General features: G+C 68.5%; 16 protein-coding genes. 13 read left to right on the forward strand and 3 right to left on the reverse strand.

The features are described 5' to 3' along the window. The first annotated feature begins 85 nt into the window (after positions 1-85). Positions 86-1,363, forward strand: coding sequence for a hypothetical protein (locus tag ACFYPJ_RS08400; RefSeq protein ID WP_389012378.1), 1,278 nt, complete (start codon positions 86-88; stop codon positions 1,361-1,363). Between the two features lie 225 nt (positions 1,364-1,588). Beyond that, positions 1,589-2,113 (forward strand): DoxX family protein, encoded by a 525-nt coding sequence (locus ACFYPJ_RS08405; RefSeq protein WP_389012381.1) that lies wholly within the window; start codon positions 1,589-1,591, stop codon positions 2,111-2,113. Positions 2,114-2,290: 177 nt separating this feature from the next. On the opposite strand, the gene ACFYPJ_RS08410 is transcribed toward ACFYPJ_RS08405, so the two are convergent. Both ACFYPJ_RS08410 and ACFYPJ_RS08415 read right to left on the reverse strand, forming a co-directional pair. After that, positions 2,291-2,524: a hypothetical protein gene (locus tag ACFYPJ_RS08410; RefSeq protein WP_389012384.1), complete on the reverse strand. Its 234-nt coding sequence runs from the start codon at positions 2,522-2,524 to the stop codon at positions 2,291-2,293. Then, positions 2,511-4,016, reverse strand: a complete 1,506-nt coding sequence (locus ACFYPJ_RS08415) for a PspC domain-containing protein (protein WP_389012387.1) — start codon at positions 4,014-4,016, stop codon at positions 2,511-2,513. Before ACFYPJ_RS08415 ends, ACFYPJ_RS08410 begins: the two co-directional genes overlap by 14 nt. A gap of 562 nt (positions 4,017-4,578) precedes the next feature. On the opposite strand from ACFYPJ_RS08415, the gene ACFYPJ_RS08420 reads away from it, so the two are divergent. The 6 genes from ACFYPJ_RS08420 (at position 4,579) to ACFYPJ_RS08445 (ending at position 12,765) form a co-directional block, all read left to right on the forward strand. Continuing rightward, positions 4,579-5,871 carry a PspC domain-containing protein gene (locus tag ACFYPJ_RS08420; protein WP_389012390.1) on the forward strand — a complete coding sequence of 431 codons (1,293 nt, stop codon included), beginning with the start codon at positions 4,579-4,581 and terminating at the stop codon, positions 5,869-5,871. Next, positions 5,868-6,617, forward strand: a complete 750-nt coding sequence (locus ACFYPJ_RS08425; RefSeq protein ID WP_389012393.1) for a LuxR C-terminal-related transcriptional regulator — start codon at positions 5,868-5,870, stop codon at positions 6,615-6,617. The genes ACFYPJ_RS08420 and ACFYPJ_RS08425 overlap by 4 nt, the downstream gene beginning before the upstream one ends. Before the next feature lie 62 nt (positions 6,618-6,679). Further along, positions 6,680-7,939, forward strand: coding sequence for an ATP/GTP-binding protein (locus ACFYPJ_RS08430; RefSeq protein WP_389012396.1), 1,260 nt, complete (start codon positions 6,680-6,682; stop codon positions 7,937-7,939). After that, complete coding sequence (locus tag ACFYPJ_RS08435; RefSeq protein ID WP_389012398.1) at positions 7,939-8,652, forward strand: RloB family protein; 714 nt, start codon at positions 7,939-7,941, stop codon at positions 8,650-8,652. The genes ACFYPJ_RS08430 and ACFYPJ_RS08435 overlap by 1 nt, the downstream gene beginning before the upstream one ends. Positions 8,653-8,795: 143 nt before the next feature. After that, complete coding sequence (locus ACFYPJ_RS08440; protein ID WP_389012400.1) at positions 8,796-11,573, forward strand: N-6 DNA methylase; 2,778 nt, start codon at positions 8,796-8,798, stop codon at positions 11,571-11,573. Further along, positions 11,563-12,765, forward strand: a complete 1,203-nt coding sequence (locus ACFYPJ_RS08445; protein WP_389012402.1) for a restriction endonuclease subunit S — start codon at positions 11,563-11,565, stop codon at positions 12,763-12,765. The genes ACFYPJ_RS08440 and ACFYPJ_RS08445 overlap by 11 nt, the downstream gene beginning before the upstream one ends. Here the strand turns inward: ACFYPJ_RS08445 and ACFYPJ_RS08450 are convergent, their stop codons facing one another. After that, positions 12,766-13,203, reverse strand: coding sequence for an ATP-binding protein (locus ACFYPJ_RS08450; protein ID WP_389012406.1), 438 nt, complete (start codon positions 13,201-13,203; stop codon positions 12,766-12,768). Positions 13,204-13,334: 131 nt separating this feature from the next. Here ACFYPJ_RS08450 and ACFYPJ_RS08455 point away from each other — a divergent pair, with 131 nt between their 5' ends. The 5 genes from ACFYPJ_RS08455 (at position 13,335) to ACFYPJ_RS08475 (ending at position 20,314) form a co-directional block, all read left to right on the forward strand. Then, positions 13,335-14,153 (forward strand): helix-turn-helix domain-containing protein, encoded by an 819-nt coding sequence (locus ACFYPJ_RS08455; RefSeq protein ID WP_389012409.1) that lies wholly within the window; start codon positions 13,335-13,337, stop codon positions 14,151-14,153. Continuing rightward, positions 14,150-14,398 carry a DUF397 domain-containing protein gene (locus tag ACFYPJ_RS08460; protein WP_389012412.1) on the forward strand — a complete coding sequence of 83 codons (249 nt, stop codon included), beginning with the start codon at positions 14,150-14,152 and terminating at the stop codon, positions 14,396-14,398. Before ACFYPJ_RS08455 ends, ACFYPJ_RS08460 begins: the two co-directional genes overlap by 4 nt. A gap of 314 nt (positions 14,399-14,712) precedes the next feature. Then, complete coding sequence (locus tag ACFYPJ_RS08465) at positions 14,713-15,744, forward strand: hypothetical protein (protein ID WP_389012415.1); 1,032 nt, start codon at positions 14,713-14,715, stop codon at positions 15,742-15,744. Between the two features lie 116 nt (positions 15,745-15,860). Beyond that, positions 15,861-19,526 carry a type I restriction endonuclease subunit R gene (locus tag ACFYPJ_RS08470; RefSeq protein ID WP_389012418.1) on the forward strand — a complete coding sequence of 1,222 codons (3,666 nt, stop codon included), beginning with the start codon at positions 15,861-15,863 and terminating at the stop codon, positions 19,524-19,526. 5 nt (positions 19,527-19,531) lie between these two features. After that, positions 19,532-20,314, forward strand: coding sequence for a M48 family metallopeptidase (locus ACFYPJ_RS08475; RefSeq protein WP_389012421.1), 783 nt, complete (start codon positions 19,532-19,534; stop codon positions 20,312-20,314). Positions 20,315-20,356: the final 42 nt, after the last annotated feature.

The following is a 20,356-nucleotide window of genomic DNA, read 5'->3' on the forward strand; positions in this document are numbered from 1 at the left end:
AGCACAAGGGAGTTGCGTGACGGCGGTCGAGCCCCGAGGGGCCCGCCGGTCGCGCCGCGGGTCGTGGGGAAGGCGGGCGTCGGGCGTGGCGGTGCAGGAGGCGAGGCAGGGCGCGGGGACGGCCGCCCACGGGGGTGGCTGCACCTGCGGGGACTGCCCGCACGGGGCGCGCGAGGGGCACCGCCGGGCGGTAGCCGAATTCGTCGCCAGACGCGACGAGTTCGCGGCCGGACGGGGCCTGCCGGCGGCGGTGGCCCACTCGGCCTCCGCCTCCCGCCAATGGGTCTCCGAGGAGTTGACGCAGTCGGCCGTGGCGGTCGCCGAGCGCGGCCGGGCGGAGGGCACGGCCTGGCTGGCACGGCTGTGGCTGCGCACGCTGTACGTGCTGTGGGCGGCCATCGTCCTGCTCCTGCTCGTCCAGGCGCTGACGGCGATCGGCGCGGGCTGGACCAGCGCGCGCACCGCCGGGCTGCTCGCCGCGGCAGTGGTGGTCTGCGCGCTCAGCGCCGCCTCCTGGTTCCACCGGGCCCGGGGCGGGGCGCTGGCTCCCGTCATCGGCGAGGACAACCGGCTCTCCACCTCCCGTACCGTCGCGGCGGCCTGGGTGCTGTTCGTGGCGTACGCGGTCCTCGTCCTGGCTGGCCGGCTAGCCGCCGCCTCCGACCCGGCCGAGCGCGACGCGCTGATCTCCGGTCTCGACCTGGCCCGCGGGGCGGGCGTGGTGACCGTCCTCGCCGTGGTCTGCGGGATCGCCGTACTCGTCCGGCGGGTGGTGGGCCTGCGCATCCTCGCCCAGCGCTTGCAGAAGGCACACGCGCACCGGCCGCGCGCGGCCGACCTGCTGACCGACGACGCGGGCCGGGGCACGTTCACCGACATCCAGTACGTCGTGATCGGCGCGGTGGCTCTGGCCTTCGCCGCGGTACGGCTTGCTCGCCGCCCCGACCAGCTGCCCGACCTGCCCTGGGGGCTGGCCGTACTGGTCCTGGTGTCAGCCGCCACCTACCTGGCCGGGAAGTACGCGGAGGGCGGGCGTCCGGTGATCCTCTCCGTGGTCCGCGCCCGCGAGGCCGGTGACCTGGACGGGCCGATCCGCACGGGCGACGACATCGAGATCCGCGGCGCCGGCTTCGTCCCGCCCGGTGCCCAGGGCGCCGACCGTCTCTCCCGCATGGTCGTCCGCATAGGCGCGGTCAACGTCCATGTCCCGCTGATCCCCGTCGCGGGCGGCTTCAGCAATCCGACGGACGGCGTGCTGACGGTCCCGGTCCCGGCGGAGGTGGAACCCGGATCGGTGGAGGTGCAGGTGGTCACCGCCGCGGGTGTGGTGACCAATCGCTGTGTCGTCGAGGTCACGGAGTGACCGGCGGTTGAGTGGGTGTGTGCGGGCAGTCGGATCGGTGGGTTAGTGGGGATGCGGAGTGCGGTTCGACCGGCTGGCGTACGGGCGCGAGGGGTACGGTCCGACCGGCGGTATATACGTCCTCCGATATCGGAAAATCGTCCGGGGGAGGATTGAGCAGGCGTCGCTTGTCATACGTATGGTCTGGCGAGGGCCTGACACGCGGGTGAGAGGCGGCAGTCTGCAATGACTCATGGTATTCGTTCCGAAATGCACACGTCCTATGTCGACGGTCGCCATGACTGGCGGGAGAACGCCACCCATTACGCCCTGCTTCCCTTGCGAATCTTCCTCGGCATCACCTTCATCTACGCCGGCCTGGACAAGCTGACCGACAGCGCCTTCCTGAAGTCCGGTGGCTCCGGCTCCGTCGGTGACACCATGCGGGCGGTCCGCGACTCCTCGGCGATCCCGGCCCTGGTCGACCTGGCGCTGAAGAATCCCGTCGGCTTCGGCTACGCCATCTCCTTCGGCGAACTCGCCGTCGGCATCGGCGTCCTGATCGGCCTGTTCTCCCGGCTGGCGGCACTGGGCGGCGCGCTGATCTCGCTCAGTCTGTGGCTGACCGTCAGCTGGGCCTCTACCCCGTACTACTACGGCAACGACCTTGCCTATCTCATGGCCTGGCTGCCCCTCGTCCTGGCCGGGGCGCCCTATCTCTCCCTGGACGCGGTCCTGCGCGCACGACGACAGTCGAGCACCTTCCACTGATCATTCCGGGCAGTGCTCGGCTGATCACTCCGCCGAGCGCTCCACCGACGGGCCGCCGTGATGTGCCGTCGACCCCGCGGACTCCGCGGACCCCCGTCGACCCCGCGGACCCCGGTCGACCCCGCGGATCTTCGGCCCGTCCGTCGTCCGTGACTTGGACGCGGCCGTCTGTGCCGCTCAGTCGCCCGTGACTCTTCGGGGCGTTGTCCGGTGCGCCGTGCGTCGTCTGCGTATGAGCCGGGCGATCATGGCCGCCGTGCCCGCGAGGCACAGGCCGCACACGACGAGGGGGACCATCGCGAACCAGGGCGTGTCCCACAGGCCGCCCGCGTCCCCGGCGTACGCCACGGCCGCGCCGATCAGGAAGGCACCGATGATCAGCTTGCCCGGCTGAAACTCATGACTCGCCACGACTCACCTCCGCCTGTCCCACACCGACCTGGAGGTCGATGTCGAGGGTGCCGCCGCCCTTGCCGTTCTTTCCTGGCGTCGTCGGCTGCAGCGTCACCTCCTTGTGCTTGCCGGGCGCCACGTCCACGTCCTCCTTGCCGTCCCCGGGCAACTGGATGTCGCCCACCCCCACATCGACGCTCAGCCGCACGGTCACGTCGGGCGGCACGACGACCTGCAGCCGGCCCGCACCTACCTCGGCCCTGGTCGACAGGGACTGCCCCTCGGTGAGACGGACCCCCGTCAGGTCCAGGGTGCCGACCCCGGTCCCGAGGTCGTACTTGGGCTGTACCTCCGCCACCGCGGACGGCTGCCACGACGCGGTTCGCCAGTGCGTGGTGATGTCCCTGGGCAACGCCGCCGAACCCGCGAGCAGCGCCGCCGTGACGAGCGCGAGGAACACCGAGCCGGCTCCCGTGCGCCCCAGAAAGGCGCTGACCGCGATGCCGAGACCGAGGATGGCCAGTGCGTAGGCCAGCCCGGTCTGCAGGCTGGTGCCCAGCGGGTGCCCGTCCCATGTCGCGGCCGTGCCGAGGCCACCGGCCAGCAGCGCGAGCAGGAAGATCCAGCCGCCGATCCAGCGCGGGCCGCGAGGTCTGGGCATCGTGGGGCGCGGAGCGTGCCTGCTGCCGCGGGCGTCCCGGAAGACGCCGGGGCCGACGGGCCGGAACGGGTCGGCTCCCACCGAGTCGTCCGGACCCCACAGATATCCGGTGCCGCCCACGTGCGTGCCGTCCTTCACTATGGGGTCGCGCCACCAGGACGGGTACGCGGGCGGTGCGGGCGGCGCCTGGGCCTCCGGCGGGGCGTCCGGGAACACCGGGGCGGCGGCGGGGCCGCTCCGGCCCGAGCGCTGCCGAGCGCTCGGGGAAGGATCCGGGTCGGGGACACCGCGCCGCTGCGACCAGTACCCGGCGCCGGCCAGCAGCAGGGAGACGACGACAGCGAACGTGAGCACGCCGCCGTTCCTCAGCATGGTCAGGAACACCCCGCAGCCGACCAGGGCGAACAGCACGGCCGCCAGGGCCTGCCCGTCGACCCGGCCGGTCAGCAGCTTGCGGACCTCGTTCTCCTCTTCGTCGTCGTACGACACGAAAAGCCAGGCGAACCCGTAGAAGATGAGCCCGACACCCCCGCTCGCGGCCAGCACCGCCAGGGTGATCCGGAAGATCACGGGATCCATGTCGGTGTGCCGCCCGAGGCCGGAGCAGATCCCCGCCAGCACCCTGTGCCGCCGGTCGCGCCGGAATGCCCGAAGCGGCGGCACGCCGTCCCCGACGAGGGGTCCGGCGCCCTCGCCCGTCTTGCCGTCGGTGCCGGGCGTGCCCGTGTCGCCGGGCATCCCGTTCGTGTCGGCCGCGGCGGGTGCGGCACCCGGCGGCCCGCTGCCCGGGGCGGGCCGCGGGCCGGGGCCGGGTCCCGGACCCGTCGCGGCGTGGTCGTGATCCGTCATGCCTCCATGGTGACGGCCCGACCGCGCCGACGGCAGCCACGGCGACCCTGGCCGAACCCTGAAATCGCCCTGAGACGAGGCCAGGGGCGCGTTCCGCGCCGGGTCGCGCCGGTCATGCCGGTTGCATCAGTCGTGCCGGTTGCACCGGTCGGGTCGCGCCGGTCGTGCCGGACGAGCCGGTCCGTCGGCCCGGGCCCCACGGACCGAGGCCGCATCGGTCCCAGACCTCAGCTCCGGCCAGTGTCGTGCTGGTCCGGGATCTTCAGTCACGCAGTCACGGCGGGGTGTCGTGCTGGTCCGGGACCTTCAGCCGCGACGGGAGTCGTGCGCGTCCCGGATCCCGGTTGCGGCCGGTGTCGCACCGGCCCGGGTCCCTGCTGCGGCTGGGCTGGTGATCGGCGGCCGGCGCCGGTCCCGGCCCGCCGCGTCCCGCTCCGCGGCGGTCCTGGGCCGCCGCGGCGCCTCTGTTTCGCGCCGGCCCCGGGGCCGTACCGCGAAGATCAGGGGCGTATTGGGGTAGACCCTGATGCCCTGCCCCTGCCGCCGTGTGACCATCGATGGCATGCCGGAAGCCGCAGCAGCGCCACTTGTCGAACCGCGGGCACCGCGCAAGCTCTACCGCAGCAGCGACGGCCGCTGGCTCGGTGGCGTCGCGCGAGGGCTCGCCGGGCACCTCGGGCTGCCCGTGATCTGGGTGCGGCTCGTCTTCGTCGGCCTGTTCATGGTCGACGGCCTCGGCGCGCTGCTGTACGCCGCGTTCTGGTTCTTCGTCCCGCTCGGCGTCGGCGGCGTCGGCGACCAGAAACCGCTGTCCCTGGTCGGCGCCGAGACCGCGCCGGACGGCCGCCGCAGACTCGTCACCCGCAAACCGGACCGGGGCCAGATCCTCGCGCTGCTCCTCATGGTCGCCGTCGCGGTCGTCTTCGTGAGCAACGTCAAGCTCAGTGGCGGGGCCAAGGCGTACCTCGTACCCGCCGTCCTGGTCGCCGCGGGCGTCGCCCTCGTCTGGCGCCAGGCGGACAACGCCCGCCGGGCCCGCTGGGTCGAGGTCGGCGGCCGGCGCCGCACCCTTACGCTGCTGCGCGCCGGTGCGGGTGTCCTGCTCGTCACCGCCGGCGTTTCGGCGATCTTCGTGCTCCAGGGCTCCGCCGCCCACCTCGGCTCGGTCCTCCAGGCCGCGCTCGCCGTCATCGTCGGCATCGCCCTGCTCGCCGGTCCCTATCTGGTCCGCATGACCCAGGATCTGTCCGAGGAACGGCTGATGCGCATCCGCGCCCAGGAGCGCGCCGAGGTCGCGGCGCACGTCCACGACTCGGTGCTGCACACCCTCACTCTGATACAGCGCAACGCGGAGAACGCGGGGGAGGTGCGCCGCCTGGCCCGCGCCCAGGAACGCGACCTGCGCACCTGGCTGTACAAACCCGAGGGCACCGGCAAGGACGAGGACGACGAGCCGGCCACCCTCGCCGACGCGGTCCGGCGCAACGCGGCGGAGGTGGAGGACAAGCACGGCGTGCCCATAGAGGTCGTCGTGGTCGGCGACTGCCCGCTCGACGAGAAGACCGCGGCCCAGATGCAGGCCGCGCGTGAGGCGATGGTCAATGCGGCCAAGTACGGTGGCGAGGGCGGCGCGGTTCAGGTCTACGCCGAAGTGGAGGGCAGGACGGTCTTCGTGTCCGTCCGTGACCGCGGTCCGGGCTTCGACCTCGATTCGATACCCGCCGACCGCATGGGCGTCAGAGAATCGATCATCGGCCGTATGGAACGCAACGGCGGCACGGCGCGGCTGCGCGCGGTGCCGGACGGCGGCACGGAGGTCGAGCTGGAGATGGAGAGGGCGGAGAAGACGTCATGAGCGACCCGACCGAGGCGAACGGCACGGCGGCAGCGGCGGACCAGGCCGGGCAGTCCGACGGGCAGCCCTCCCACGGCGTGGACGAGCGCCGCGTACGTGTGGTCCTCGTCGACGACCACCGGATGTTCCGCACGGGCGTCCAGGCCGAGATCGGCCGGACCGAGCAGACCGGTGTGGAGGTCGTCGGTGAGGCCGCCGACGTCGACCAGGCGGTCACGGTGATCACCGCGACCCGGCCCGAGGTCGTCCTCCTCGACGTCCACCTCCCGGGCGGCGGCGGTGTCGAAGTGCTGCGCCGTTGCGCCGCGTTGATGGCCGACGCCGAGCGGCCCGTACGGTTCCTCGCGCTGTCCGTGTCGGACGCGGCGGAGGACGTGATCGGGGTGATCCGCGGCGGCGCCCGCGGCTACGTCACCAAGACGATCACCGGCACGGACCTCGTCGACTCCGTCTTCCGCGTCCAGGAGGGCGACGCCGTCTTCTCCCCGCGGCTGGCCGGCTTCGTCCTCGACGCCTTCGCCTCCACCGACGCCCCGCCGGTCGACGAGGACCTGGACCGGCTCACCCAGCGCGAACGCGAGGTGCTGCGCCTCATCGCCCGCGGCTACGCGTACAAGGAGATCGCCAAGCAGTTGTTCATCTCGGTGAAGACGGTCGAGTCCCATGTCTCGGCGGTCCTGCGCAAGCTCCAGCTCTCCAACCGGCACGAGCTGACGCGGTGGGCCACGGCACGCCGGCTGGTGTGAGCGTCTGGTAGGCGCACCGACGATCACACCGTTACTCTGTGCCCGACGGGAGGAGGGCTCGCATGCTGCTGCGTTTCCGCACGGCGAACGTACGGTCGCTACGTGACGAGCAGGAGCTGTCCTTCGTCGTCCCGTCCGGTGAGGAATCCGACACGGCGCGCACGGTCCGGCTCTCGGACGGCAAGCAGCTGGGGATCTACCCGGTGATCGGGGCCTTCGGGGCCAATGCCTCGGGGAAGTCCAACGTCATCACCGCGTTGAAGAAGATGAAAAGCGCGGTCCTGGATTCCTACGGCTTGTGGACCTCCTATACCGGCATCCCCGAGCGTGAGCCCTTCGCGCTCGACTCGGAGTCCGCGGGAGAGAGCACCTTCTACGAGGCGGACTTCGTCCTCGACGACGGGGTGCGTTGGACCTACGGATTCGAGCTCGGTGACCGGCGCGTCGAGTCGGAATGGCTGCACGCCTACCCCAAAGGGCGACGGCAGGTCTGGCTGGACCGGGACGCCACGCGCGACAACGTCTACGACTTCCCGGGCGACCGTGTCCAGGACCGTGCCCGCCTTGCGCGCTCGACACGTCCCAATGCCCTTCTGCTGAGCCGCGCCGCGAGTGACAACCACCCCCAGCTCTCCCGGATCTATGACTGGTTCCGCGCGAACCTCTGGGACATCACGCCGGAGACGGAGCTTGAGGACAGAGAAAGCTATACAGTCCAGCAGCTCCTCGACCGGAGAAACAGCGAACGGGTCCGGGACCTGCTGAGAGTGGCTGACCTGGGCATCCAGGGCGCCGAAGTGGAACGGCAACCGGGGGGCCGAGCCCCCACGGTGAGGCTGCTGCACGGAAGCGACCGTGACACAGCAGTGGCTCTCGACTGGAGGAAGGAGTCCTTCGGGACGCGGTCCTGGTTCGCTCTGATCGGCCCGCTCCTGCTGGCCCTCGACAGCGGTGCCGTACTGCTCATCGACGAACTGGACGCGAGCCTCCACCCGAAGTTCGCATCCGAGGTGGTCCGGCTGTTCCAGGCGCCCTGGTCCAATAAGAGGAACGCCCAGTTGTTCTTCACCTCCCACGACGCCTCCCTTCTGAAGAACCCCCGAGGGGGACGTCTTCTCGAACCGGGGCAGATCTGGCTGACGGAGAAGGACAAGAGCGGAGCCACCGAGCTCTACCCCTTGAGCGACTTCGATCCCAAGCCGGAGGAAGACCTCGAAGACTCATATCTGGCAGGCGCCTACGGTGCCGTACCGAATGTCGACCAAGGGCAGATCGGACGCAAGGTGCTCACGGCACTGGCGGGGGAGGCAGAGCGTTCCTGATGGCGAGGGACAAGGGGAGGGACAATCCGGCACGCGAGAAGCGTCAGCGGAAGCTGCGTCGCGAGGTGTACGTCTTCACCGAGGGCGCCGTCACGGAGCCCGGCTTCGTCACTTTCGTGACAGAGAACGGTGAACGCAGAACCCCCGACCGCGAGATCGTCTGCAAGGTCGAGAACCGTAGCGCGCCGACCAAGCGCCGCAAGCCGCTGCCCCTGGTGGAAGACGCCGTCGCCAAGTGGCAGGAGGTCCGGCGCGTCGCGAAGCAGGCTGGGATAAAGCCCCGGGACTGGAACTGGCCGCAGGTATGGTGCCTGTTCGACAGGGACCAACACGAAGACATCCCCGCGGCGTTCGCCAAGGCCAGACGCGAGGAACTGCACGTCGCCTACTCCCACCCCTGCTTCGAGCTCTGGCGCCTGCTGCACTACCAGAACTACACGAGCACCTTCGGCGGTGTGTGCGACAGTGCTGCGAACAGGCTGAAGCAGCAGCCTGGATTCGCGCAGACCTACGGCCCCACCGTCCGCTCCGTCTCCGCCGAGCAGGCCAAGCACGTCATGTCCGGGCAACTGAGTGGCCGGTACAAAACGGCGCGGCGCTATGCGGAAGGGCTGGTCGACCAGCACACGGGCCGCGCCGACCAGAACAGCTGGGATCCGTATACGGACGTATGGAGATTCGTCGAGGACGGTCTGGACGTCTCCGACTACTGAACCCGCGGCGGCTGGGTCACTTACGGTTACTTCGAGCACACGAAGAACGGGGCTTCCAGAAGACCGTAGGCTTCCCTCTGCACCCTTACCTTGCACCACCAGGTTGCGACCGGAAGCCGATCAGTCACCAGGGAGAGCCGTACGTGGCCAAACTCACGCTCGCGCAGTTGGAACGCCATCTCTTCGCGGCGGCCGACATCCTGCGTGGCACGATGGACGCCGCCGAGTACCGCGACTTCATCTTCGTGCTGCTGTTCCTGAAACGGGTCAACGACGAGTTCGAGGCGGCTCGCCAGGCGATCATCAAGGAGCGTCTGGCGGAAGGCGACACCCAGGAGGAGGCGGAAGACGAGGCCGAGTCGTACCAGTGGTACGACCTACACGGCGCGATCTTCGTCCCGGAAGCGGCCCGCTGGGACCGGCTGGCCGGCGCGGTGGACAACGTCGCCACCGAGTATCTCCAGCCCGCCCTGGACGCGCTCGAACGGCAACCCGGCAACAGCGAGCTGCGTGGCCTCTTCGCACATGTCAACTTCAACCGCATCGGTGGCGGCAGTGCCCGTAAGTCGGCCGCCGAACTGGCGGACAAGCGCCTCGCCGCCCTGATCGACCACTTCGGCAGCATCCGGCTGCGCGGGGAGGACTTCGAGTTCCCCGACATGATCGGGGCCGCGTACGAGTACCTGATCAAAGACTTCGCCGACTCCGCGGGCAGCAAGGGCGGCGAGTTCTACACCCCGCGTGCCGTCGTCCGCATGATGGTGGAACTGGCGCGTCCGCACGGTGACATGAGGGTCTACGACCCGTGTGTGGGTTCGGGCGGCATGCTCATCCACGCCATGGAATACGTGGACGAGCACGGCGGCGACTCCCGCAACCTGGGCCTGTCCGGTCAGGACGCCAACAGCGGCTCCTGGGTGATGGCCACCATGAACATGCTGTTCCACGGCGCGAAGAAGTTCTCCCTGCGCACGGGTGACACCCTCACCAGCCCTCTGCACCCGGAGGGCGATTTCGACCTCGTCCTCAGCAACCCGCCCTTCTCGATGGATTACAAGAAGGACGAGGTTCCGCGCCTGAAGGAGCGCATGCCGCATGGCGAGACGTCCGAGCGCGGCAAAGCGGACCTGATGTTCCTCCAGCACATGCTGGACATGGTGAGGCAGCGTTCGGGCGTGGTCTTCACGGTCATGCCGCACGGTGTGCTCTTCCGGGGTGGCGAGGAACAGAAGATCCGCGCGAAGCTCCTCATGGAGCACGACCTGATCGAGGCCGTCATCGGCCTGGCGCCGAATCTGTTCTACGGCACCGGCATCCCCGCGTGTGTGCTGGTCCTGCGCCCGGCGAGCCGACGCCGCCCCGACCGCCGTGGCAAGGTTCTGTTCATCAACGCCGACCGCGAGTTCCACGCCGAACGAGCCCAGAACGTCCTGCTCCCCGAACACATCGAGAAGATCGTCTCGACGTTCCACTCCTGGCAGGACGACGAGGTCTTCCAGGACGTACCCGGCTTCGCCCGCGGGGTGACGCGCAAAGAACTGTCGGACAACGACTTCAACTTCAACATCCGCCGCTACGTCGACAACACCCCGCCACCGGAACCCCAGGACGTCCGGGCGCACCTGGAGGGCGGCGTGCCGCTGGCGGAGATCGAGGCGAAGAAGTCCCTTCTGGACGCGTACGACATCAAGGTGGCAGACCTGTTCGACGTACGGACCGACGACCCGGCCTACGTCGACTTCCCTGCCCCGGGACGGCGCCCGGACGCGGCGCGCCTCGCGGAGTTGGCGAGCGGCCGGGAACAGAAGCTCGGGGGCGCCTACGACGCATGGTGGTCCGAGGAAGCGCGGCAGATCGTGGCGCTTGAGCCGGTGGCCGGGGACGACCGCACCGAACAGGAGCGCAAGGCTCAGCTGGCACGGCTGCGGCAGGACCTGATCGGCAGCTTCGGTGAGCGACTGCTGAGGGTCGGCCTCCTCGACCGGTACGCGCTGGCGGGCGCGGTGGCCGGCTGGTGGCACGACGCGAAGAACGAACTGAAGGCGCTGTCGGTGAACGGCCTTGTAGGGGTGGTCGACGGCTGGGTCGAGACGGTCGAGACCATGCTGGCCCCGGAGCCGGACCCACGCACGGGCGGCCGACGCGAGCGTACGGCGGCGGAGCGGCGGCAGGCCTACGACCACAAGGTGGTCGCCGCGATCGCGCCGAAATTCCTGGAGGACTTGGCCTCGGCGGAGAGAACCCATGCCGCACTGGACGTGAAGGTGAAGGTGGCCCAGGAGGCGGAGGCAGCGCTCGCAGAGGCCCGGCAAGCGGCGCTGGACGGCGATGCCCACGCCGACGGCGACTCCGAGTCAGGCTCGGCCGGGGGCGGTGGCATCGATCCGGCGCTGGCGGAAGCGGTGTTGAGCAAGGAGGAGCTGCGTGACCTGCTGAAGCGGCGTACGGAGGAGAAGCGGAAGGTCGAGGACCTGGAGGACGGTTTCTGGCCGGTGGCCGCGATTCGCCGGAAGCGGGAGGCGGAGCGGGAGAAGGCCGCGAAGAAGAAGGCGGCGCCGAGCAAGCGGAAGACGGCTGCGGCGGAGGAGGCGACCGGGCAGGGGGCGCTGATCGATCTGCCGGTCGCTGCCAAGGCTGAGGCTCAGGCCGCGGTCTCGGAGCCGTCGGAGGCGGGTCTCACCAGGGCTCGTGAGGAATTGGCCAAGAGGGGCGGCGACAAGGACGTGGTCCTCGACATCCTCCGGGCCGACCTTTCGAGCAAGCTCGACGGTCATGTGGTGCGTCGCCGGAGGGAGTTGGCGGAGGCGTATCGGGTGTGGGAGCAGAAGTACGGGGTTTCCTTGCGGGAGATCGAGGGGCGGCGGGAAGCGGCTGCGGGGGCGTTGGAGGGGTTTTTGAAGGAGTTGGGGTATGTCGACTGACGGCGTTGTTCACTTTGCGAAGTTGTCCGACTTGGCGGAAGTGACAGGAGGCGTCACGCTGGGGCGCACGATCTCTGAAACGACGAGTGTTGAGTTGCCGTATCTCCGCGTGGCCAATGTCCAGGACGGCTATATCGACACGTCGGACATGAAGACCGTGCGGGTGCTTCAATCGGAGGTCCTGCGCTACGCCGTACTGAAGGGCGATGTGCTCCTCACCGAGGGCGGCGACTTTGACAAGCTCGGACGGGGTGCAGTATGGGACGGGCGCATTTCACCTTGCCTGCACCAAAACCACCTGTTCCGGGTGCGCTGTGACCGTGCCAAACTCCTTCCGGAATATCTGGCCATCTACCTGGCATCCGAAAGCGGCCGGCGGTATTTCCTGAGCATTGCCAAGCAGACGACGAATTTGGCAACAATTAACTCGTCGCAGCTGAAACAGATGCCGATTCCGAGACCAGAGCTTGATGAGCAGCGCCGCATCGTTGAAGTGGTTGAGACGCTGGGCGAGCAGGAGCGGGCGATCAAGGAGGCGATTGCCAAGCTCCGTTTGATTAGGCGAGAAGTCGGACGCGCCTTGTTGGCAAGTCCAGACGTTGAGGCTGTCGCTCTGGGGGAGGCGGCTGCTGTGGGTTCCGGCACCACTCCGTCACGTTCCCGCCCGGAATTTTGGACTGAGGGTGTCGTTCCTTGGGTCCGAACGGCAGAGATCAACTTCGATGTGATTCATAGGACAGCAGAGCACCTAACAGTGAAGGCGGTTGATGAGGCCGGCCTGCGTGTCTATCCGCCGGGAACCGTAGTTCTGGCCATGTACGGGGAGGGGGTCACTCGGGGGAGGAGCGCGGTTCTGGGGATTCATGCGACTGTCAATCAGGCCGCTGCGGCGATCGTCTGCAATCCGCAGAGACTTGACTACAGGTATCTTTATCATTGGCTTGAGGTCCACTATGAAGAGATTCGCAAGATCGGTCAGGGTTCCAACCAGACCAATCTAAACAGTGCTCTCGTAGCGGAAATTCGGCTTGCCCTGCCGCCGGTTGAAGAACAGAGATGTATTGTCGCTCGGGTTGAGGCATTCGATACAAAGCTGAAGTCGGACAGGCTGGAGTTGGATAAGCTTCGAACGCTTCGTCGGGGAATCATGGATGACATGCTGTCGGCGAAACCAGAAGGACTTTCCGCGTAGCTATTCCACGGCGTGGAGCGTCAGTTCGAACCACACCTCCTTGCCGACACCGCACTCTCCCCTCTCCGCGCCCCAGTCGTCCGCCAGCGCAGCCACCAGCGTGAGCCCCCGCCCCGACTCGTCCTCCGAAGATGCCGTGCCCGGTGTCGGGAGCGTGTCGTTCGTGTCGGTCACCGTCACACGGATTCGGTCCTCCGTGACCACGCAGCGCACCCGGATCTCCCGGCCGGCCGGGACTTTCGCGTGGCGGTACGCGTTGGTCACCAGCTCGCTCAGGAGCAGTTCCGCCGTGTCCATCACGTCCTGAGGCAGTCCCCAGGACGCCGCCTGTTCGCGGAACAGCGCACGCGCCCTGGCGACGCTTCGCGCGTGATGCGGTAGGCGCAACTCGATGTCCTTCGGGGCCGTCGTGGGCAGCGGGAGTCGCTGGGTCTGCATGCGCTGTTCATTCCTTGCGTTGACGTTTTGACGTTTGGTGAGATCACGGTCCCTGCTCGCGCGTAGCCTCACGAGTAACGGCGCAGGTACAGCCAGTAGCCGTACCTCGCGTGGACCCGGCGGAGGTGTGTATGACGAACGAGGTGAACTCCCAGCCGCCGATCGCCTGGCGGTACTGCGGCAGCCAGATCAAGATGTGGCGCACGGACGCCGGTGTCGGCCGCGATGCGCTGGCCAAAGAGGCCGGTTACGACTACGAGTACGTCAAGTCCATGGAGAACGGCCGCCGTAGGCCGACCCTGCGGTTCCTCCAGATCGCCGACCAGGTGTGCGGGGCGGGCGGGAAGCTCGTCGCGGCCCAGGAGTATCTGAAGCCGGAGCCGTTTCCGGCGCGGTCACAGGAGTTCATGGTTCTTGAGGCGGAGGCCATCGCCGTCTCGTGGTACGAACCTCTGCTCGTCCCTGGTCTGTTGCAGACGGAAGGGTACGCCGGAGCACTGATCGGAGACAGCTCGCCTCCCCTTGATGATGAGACGGTCAGTGAGCGTGTGGCGGCCAGGCTCCGTAGGGCCGATGCGGTGCGGCGCAGGATCGGGGTGATGTACGGGTTCGTGATCTATGAGGCGGCCCTTCGCACCGAGGTCGGTGGGAGAGAGGTGATGCGTGAGCAGTTCCAGCACCTGCTGGACATGGGTGAACTCCGCAATGTGTCGGTCCAGATCCTGCCCTTCGGGCGCTGTAGTGGCGTCGCTCTCAACGGCGGCATCGTGCTGTTGGAGACGCCCGAACACGAGCAGTATGGATACATTGAGGCCCCCAAGGTCAGCGTGCTGCATGCCAGTCCTGGCAACGTCAGTGCTCTGACTCAGGCTCATGCAATGATCCGCATGCACTCTCTCAGCGTGGAAGAGTCGGCCACGTTCATCAGAAAGGTGGCGGAGGAAAGATGAGCGAACGCCTGACCTGGTTCAAGTCCAGCTACAGCGACAGCGAGGGCGGTAATTGCCTCGAAGTCGCCCTGGACTGGCGCAAGTCCACCTACAGCGACAGCGAGGGCGGCGCCTGCCTCGAAGTAGCCACATCCCCCCACACCATCCACATCCGGGACTCGAAGCTCGGCCCCCAGAGCCCCCGCTTCGCCGTCGCCGGGGACACCTGGACCGCGTTCGTCGGGTACGCCCGTACCGGCGCTTGAGCTTCGAGAGGCAAGAGCCGGGAGTCGAGCCGCGTTTGCAAGGAATGGGTGGTGGGTTTGAACCCACCACCCACCCTCCCACGCCCGGATCCCCGAGTCGTCCAGCGCTCAACTTGCCCGGCCGCCAGGGACCATGACTTTTCGTGACCGGCTTGCGACACGCCGTCGTCACCCTCTAGCGTTCGCGACAACAAACAACCCCGGTCGGGTGTTAGCAGCACCCGCCGGGGTCTCACCTCAAGATCGCAGTTAGAGGAACCGATCTCGTGGCTTGTGAAAACCTTAGCGCCGCCCTGTCCGTCCCCGCACACCCCATGGCCAGCCCCGGCTACGGAAAACGAACCGTCCCGGGCGAATCCGGCACCGCCTCCCGCGTCCCCGCTGACTTCTCGCACCTCCCCGCCCGTGAGGCGTACATCGCGGCGTTCATCGACGGGCTGTCCGACGGTGCCGCCATGGACATCAAGAGCCTCGCCAAGGTCGTGCCCCTGTATGGTCAGCAGGCAGTCCGCAGCGCACTCAACGCCCTTTCGCGCGCAGGGCACTTGCACCGCGCTCGGGGCCTGGCCGCCACCGGTGAGAGCGGCACCCGCTGGGTCTTCCGTACGTACTGGTCCGGTACCGCGCGGGACGACGCATGGTGGGCAGCCTTCCTGGATGCCGGTGAGGCCCCGGACGGCTCCTTCTCCACGCCCGGCAACCCTGTCAATCCGACGGCCGGCCACACCACCCCATCCATCGACGCGCCGGACGTGTCCCAGTCAGTCGAGTCCCCGCCCGTCGAGCCTCACGCCACCACCGCCTACCACGTCCTCGCCCGACTCGGCAGCCGCGAACCCCGGCTCGCTCTGTCCGCCGCCGACTGCGAGGCCCTGGCCGACCTGGCCATCCCCTGGCTGGAGCGCGGCGCGAGCGCTCTCGCCCTCACCCGTGCCCTGACCGGCGGTTTGCCCGATGTCGTCCACTCTCCGCGCGGGTTCGTCGCCCGGCGGCTCCGTGACAAGTTGCCACCCGTACCCGTACTCGTACCTGTACCTGTACTTACAACCGTCTCCGGATCCGTATCGGACAACCGCCTCTTCATGCCGGAGTGCACCGACTGCGGTGTCCCAGGGCGCCCCGCGGCCTTCGTCGGCGGCCTGTGCCGGGGTTGCCGCTGCCGTACCGTCACGTCCGTCACGTCCGACGCACACGCTCCCGCCGCAGCCGTCGTGCAGGCGACCACGCCCGGTGCGGAAATGGACCGCCGGACCGCCATGGACGTTGCCCGTGACGCACTCGCAGCTCGTCCCCGGGAGGGCCGAGAACCGGCCAATTCTCGTCCAGCGGGGAGACTGCGGTCCTAACCGTCGTACGGACTCCTGTCACGCGTGCGCCACCCGTCGCAGAATGGGGAACCGGCAACGGCTGTACGGTCGTTGTTCGAACAGCGGCACGGCACACGGGGAGAGGCGCGGAGTTCATGACGCGGGGTACGGCCGAGCGGGACGAGACCGAACAGCCGATCATCGACCAGTTGAAGGCGATGGGGTGGCAGCACGTCCACGGGCCTGACCTCGGTAAGGCGGACCCTGACGGGGACGAACGGGAATACGGCGATCTGCTCCTGCTGAAGCGGTTGCGCTCCGCGGTCCGGCGCGTGAACCGGCTGCCCGGCGGCAGCGGCTCCTGGATGACGGACTCGGACGCCGACGCCGCCATCGACGACCTGCGCCGTACCGCCCGTAACGTCGCGACCGCCTCTCTCGTCGCGGTCAACGGCGAAGTGACCAGCCGGCTGATCAAAGGGACGCCGGTCACCGGTGACGAGGAGCATCATCACGGCTCGACCGTGCACGCCCAGTTCATCGACTGGGATCTGGAGGGCCTGGACGACACCGAGATCCTGAAGCGGAACGACTACCTCGTCGTCGACCAGTTGCGTGTGCGGACTTTCGACGGGGCGGAGATCGTCCTGGACCTCGTGCTGTTCGTGAACGGCGTCCCTGTCGCCGTCGTCGAGTGCAAGAGCCCGGACGTCAAGGACGGTGTCGGCGAGGCCATCCGTGACCTGCGCGGGTATGCGGGCGTACCGCTCGACGACGACAGTGGACGCGACCGACGTGACCCGCACAGCCAGGTGCCGGAGTTCTTCGCGCCGGTGCAGCTGCTGGTCGCCGCAGCCGGGGAGCATGCCGCGCTGGGCACCATCACGGCCGACGAGGACCACTTCGCGCCCTGGCGCAGCGTCACTCCGGACTACGACGGCGACAAGCACTTCGCCCGGTCATTGCAGCTGGTGCGACGGGCCGACGGAACGCGGTTGCTGGAGCCCGGTCAGCCGCCCACGGACCTCCATCGTCTCGTCGGCATGGTGTTCAAGCCCCGCAATCTGCTGAACATCGTGCGCCACTACGTCTTCGAGATGCCCGTGAAGACGAAGCCCGGGGAGCCGCCGGTCACGATCAAAGCCGTATGCCGACACCAGCAGTACCGTGCCGTCGAGAAGATCGTGCGCAAGCTGCGTACCGGGCGAACCGTGGACGATCCGGCCGCGGTGCGGGACGAGCGCGGCGGTGTCATCTGGCACACTCAGGGGTCCGGCAAGAGCCTGACGATGGCCTTCCTCGCCCGCAGGCTCCAGACCAGCCGTGATCCCGAGCTCAACCGCTTCACCCTCCTGGTCGTCACCGACCGCACGCAACTGGAGCAGCAACTGGCCGCCGCCGTCAGGGTCAGCGGCGTGGACGTGCGGGTCGCACAGTCCCGCTCCGACGCCGAGGGCATGCTGGAGCGTGCGGGCAGGCCCGGAGGACGCGCGGTCATCTTCACCATGATCCAGAAGTACCTCGGGCGAATTCCCGGCGTCGTCGGGACAGAAAAGGGCGATACCGGTGACGATCGCGACCCGGAAGCCGAGTTCGAGGCCGTGCAGGAGCGCCTGGCAGGGGGAGCGGCGGCCGAGGAGGCGTCGGATCCCACCCCCGGCGAGGCGGCCGTCGACGAGGTACGGCGGCGGTTCACCGAGTGCAGTTCCTCGCCGTACGTGCTGGTGCTCGTCGACGAGGCACACCGGTCCCACACCTCCGTGCTGCATGCCTGCCTGCGTGACTCCGTGCCGAAGGCGGCCCGCGTCGGTTTCACCGGTACGCCGATCATGAAGGGTCGGCTCACGGACACGGGGCGCATCTTCGGACTGGAGCCGGACGGCAGGTTTCTTGACTCGTATCTCATGGACGAGGCCGAGCGGGACAAGGTCGTCGTGCCCGTCCGGTACGAGGGGCGTACCGGCCCGGCCGGGGTCCGCGACAAGGATGAACTGAACGGGAAGTTCGAGAACCTGATCGCCCAGCTGCGGGCGGGGCAACAGGCGAAGATGCGCAGGCAGCTCAAGCCGACCAGCCGTACCGTGGCCGAGTCGCTCCCCGTGATCCGCGCCAAGGCCAAGGACATGCTGGAGCACTATGTCACCGGACCGCTGACCGGGGGATTCAAGGCGCAGGTGGCGGCGGTGAGCCGCAGCGCGGCAGTGCTCTACCGGCACATGCTCAACGATGCCCGGGCCGAACTACTGGCCAGCGTGCGGGGCTTCGACCCTGAGTCCCTCCGGCACAAAAACCTCGCCGATTACACCTGGGAGGACCTGGTCCTGCTGCGGGCCTGGCAGTACCAGGAGGTCCTGCGTCGGATCGACTTCGTGCCCGTCATCTCCGCGGGGAGCGAGAAGAAGCGCGGGCAATGGCATGAGTGGACCGACCCGGCGACCCAGCAGGAACACGTGGACCGCTTCCTGGAGCCGTTCCCGCAGCTTCCCCCGGACAACCCGTGGGTGACGCGGCACATCCCCGAGGACGACCCCGTGCCCGCGGGCGGCATCGGCCGGAACCCCTGGAGCGGAATGGCCACCCCGCATGCCGAAGAGCCCAGACCCATCGCGTTCCTGATCGTGAAGTCCATGCTGCTCACCGGATTCGACGCGCCCATCGAGCAGGCGCTGTACCTCGACCGTCCGATCCAGGACGCCGAACTGCTCCAGGCCATCGCGCGGGTGAACCGCCCGCGCCGGGCGAAGTACGAGGGCCGTGTCGTGGACTACTACGGCGTGCTGAGCGATCTGGCGGTCACCCTGCCCGCGTACAAGGGCGACGAGGCCACGTTCGGGACGGTCCGCAGCCTCGACGAGGTCGAGGTCCCGGAGATGCAGGAGGCCGCGGGCGGGCTGAGAGACTTCCTGACGGCTCTTGGTATCAGCGGGCTCGATGCCCCCGGCGGCATCGCCCAGGGCATGCTCATGCTCGGCGATGAGAAAGGGCGATCCGAGTTCGACACCCGGATGAGCCGTTTCACCTCCGCCCTGGAGCGCGTCCTGCCGCACGAGGCGGCGCTCAAGCTGGTACCGGAGGCCCGGAACTGGACGCTGTTGCAGAAGCGGGTGCGGCGGCACTACCGGGACGCGGAGGGCGGGACCTTCTCCGTCCGGGCGTATGGGCGCAAGGTGCGCGCCATGGTGGCCGACCACCTCGAACTCCCGGAGATCGAGCAGGTCATCGCGCCGGTGTCCATCCTGGCCCCGGACTTCGACGAGGTCGTGGGGCGCATCCCGGATGCGCGGGAGTCCGCCGCCGAGCAGGTGCAGGCGCTGCGTTATCACCTGGAGGAGCGGCGCAGGACGGAGGACCGGCCCGTACTGCGGACGCTCTCCGAGGAACTGGAAGCGATCCTGGAGGAGTTCGCGGGACGCTGGGACGAGATCAAGGTGCGCATCGGTCCGCTGATCGACCGGGCTCGGCAGGCTGAGGAGGTCGATCCGGCAGTCGCCGACCTGACGTCGGCCGAGCAGCAGCTCTACACAAAGCTCGCTGATCGGCTGGCGGAGGATCCGGCCTTCGAACTGCCTGAGCCCGCCGAACTCAGGAACGTGACGATCGGCCTTGCCGCCGTCATCGAACGGCACGTGTCGAGTGCCGCCTGGTCGGACAATGAGGCAAGCCTGGACTCGCTGCAGAGCGAGCTCTGGAGGGCACTGCGCCGGGCGGGCGTCAGACCGAGGGAACGCGCCAAGGAACCGCTGAACAACCTCTCACAGGCCCTGACCGGGCACGCCCAACGGCATGCGGCGGCGTTCCGAGCGGCGGCTCGGGGACAATAGGCCGCGTGCCGAAGCCTGCCGACCCTCAAGACCGATGCCTGGCCGTCCTGGAGGACGGTCAAGTGATCACCGTTGCGGGGAGGGAGTTCAGGGTGGCCGTCAGCCAACGCCGGCATCTCGGACTCACGGTCGAACGCGACGGTTCCCTCACCCTGCGCGCGCCGAGGAACTGCGCCGTCGCGCGAGCGGAGACATTTCTGCGGGAGGGAGAGGGCTGGCTTGCGGACAAACTGCGGCGCCGCGCGGTACATCCGCCCGCGCACCCCGTACGGGAGATCCGGGACGGCGAGTCGTTCACCTATCTGGGACGTACCTATCGTCTGCGGATAGGCGGCGAAGGACACGCCGGAGTCCGGATCTTCGCGGGTCGCATGGTGATCGATCAGGATCTCGCGCAGGATCCGACTGGGGCCCGGAGGGTCCTCATCGCCTGGTACCGCAAGGCGGGACAGCGCTGGGCGCAGGGGAGACTTCAGCCTTGGGCCGCGCGCATGGAGGTCCGCGAGCCCGAGATCGTCGTCAGGGATGTGGGCAACCGCTGGGGTACATACCGGCCGGGCGGCGGCGGCCCCGGGAGCATGGCACTGCACTGGGCCCTTTTTCAGCTTCCCGTCCATTTGATCGACTATGTCATCGCACATGAGCTGGCCCATATCAGAATCTCCGGGCACGGAGCGGATTACTGGGCATTGCTCCGGCAGGCCATCCCTGACTGCGAGGACCGCAAGGAGGAACTCGACGACCTCGGGCGTCGGCTCTGGCTCGGACACGTCCGCAATGGGGCATGACGCCGAATTCAAGCGTGCGACGGCAGCGCGGTGGCCGAGAAA

It is taken from the genome of Streptomyces sp. NPDC006012 (genome assembly GCF_042871185.1).
Lineage (GTDB): Bacteria > Actinomycetota > Actinomycetes > Streptomycetales > Streptomycetaceae > Streptomyces.

Bases quoted from the DNA above. Each gene is read 5' to 3' on its own strand.
- ACFYPJ_RS08430 (WP_389012396.1), top strand. From the start codon at position 6,680: ATGCTGCTGCGTTTCCGCACGGCGAACGTACGGTCGCTACGTGACGAG.
- ACFYPJ_RS08415 (WP_389012387.1), bottom strand. From the start codon at position 4,016: ATGACGGATCACGACCACGCCGCGACGGGTCCGGGACCCGGCCCCGGC.
- ACFYPJ_RS08470 (WP_389012418.1), top strand. From the start codon at position 15,861: ATGACGCGGGGTACGGCCGAGCGGGACGAGACCGAACAGCCGATCATC.
- ACFYPJ_RS08445 (WP_389012402.1), top strand. From the start codon at position 11,563: ATGTCGACTGACGGCGTTGTTCACTTTGCGAAGTTGTCCGACTTGGCG.
- ACFYPJ_RS08435 (WP_389012398.1), top strand. From the start codon at position 7,939: ATGGCGAGGGACAAGGGGAGGGACAATCCGGCACGCGAGAAGCGTCAG.
- ACFYPJ_RS08455 (WP_389012409.1), top strand. From the start codon at position 13,335: ATGACGAACGAGGTGAACTCCCAGCCGCCGATCGCCTGGCGGTACTGC.
- ACFYPJ_RS08460 (WP_389012412.1), top strand. From the start codon at position 14,150: ATGAGCGAACGCCTGACCTGGTTCAAGTCCAGCTACAGCGACAGCGAG.
- ACFYPJ_RS08405 (WP_389012381.1), top strand. From the start codon at position 1,589: ATGACTCATGGTATTCGTTCCGAAATGCACACGTCCTATGTCGACGGT.
- ACFYPJ_RS08425 (WP_389012393.1), top strand. From the start codon at position 5,868: ATGAGCGACCCGACCGAGGCGAACGGCACGGCGGCAGCGGCGGACCAG.
- ACFYPJ_RS08450 (WP_389012406.1), bottom strand. From the start codon at position 13,203: ATGCAGACCCAGCGACTCCCGCTGCCCACGACGGCCCCGAAGGACATC.
- ACFYPJ_RS08465 (WP_389012415.1), top strand. From the start codon at position 14,713: ATGGCCAGCCCCGGCTACGGAAAACGAACCGTCCCGGGCGAATCCGGC.
- ACFYPJ_RS08420 (WP_389012390.1), top strand. From the start codon at position 4,579: ATGCCGGAAGCCGCAGCAGCGCCACTTGTCGAACCGCGGGCACCGCGC.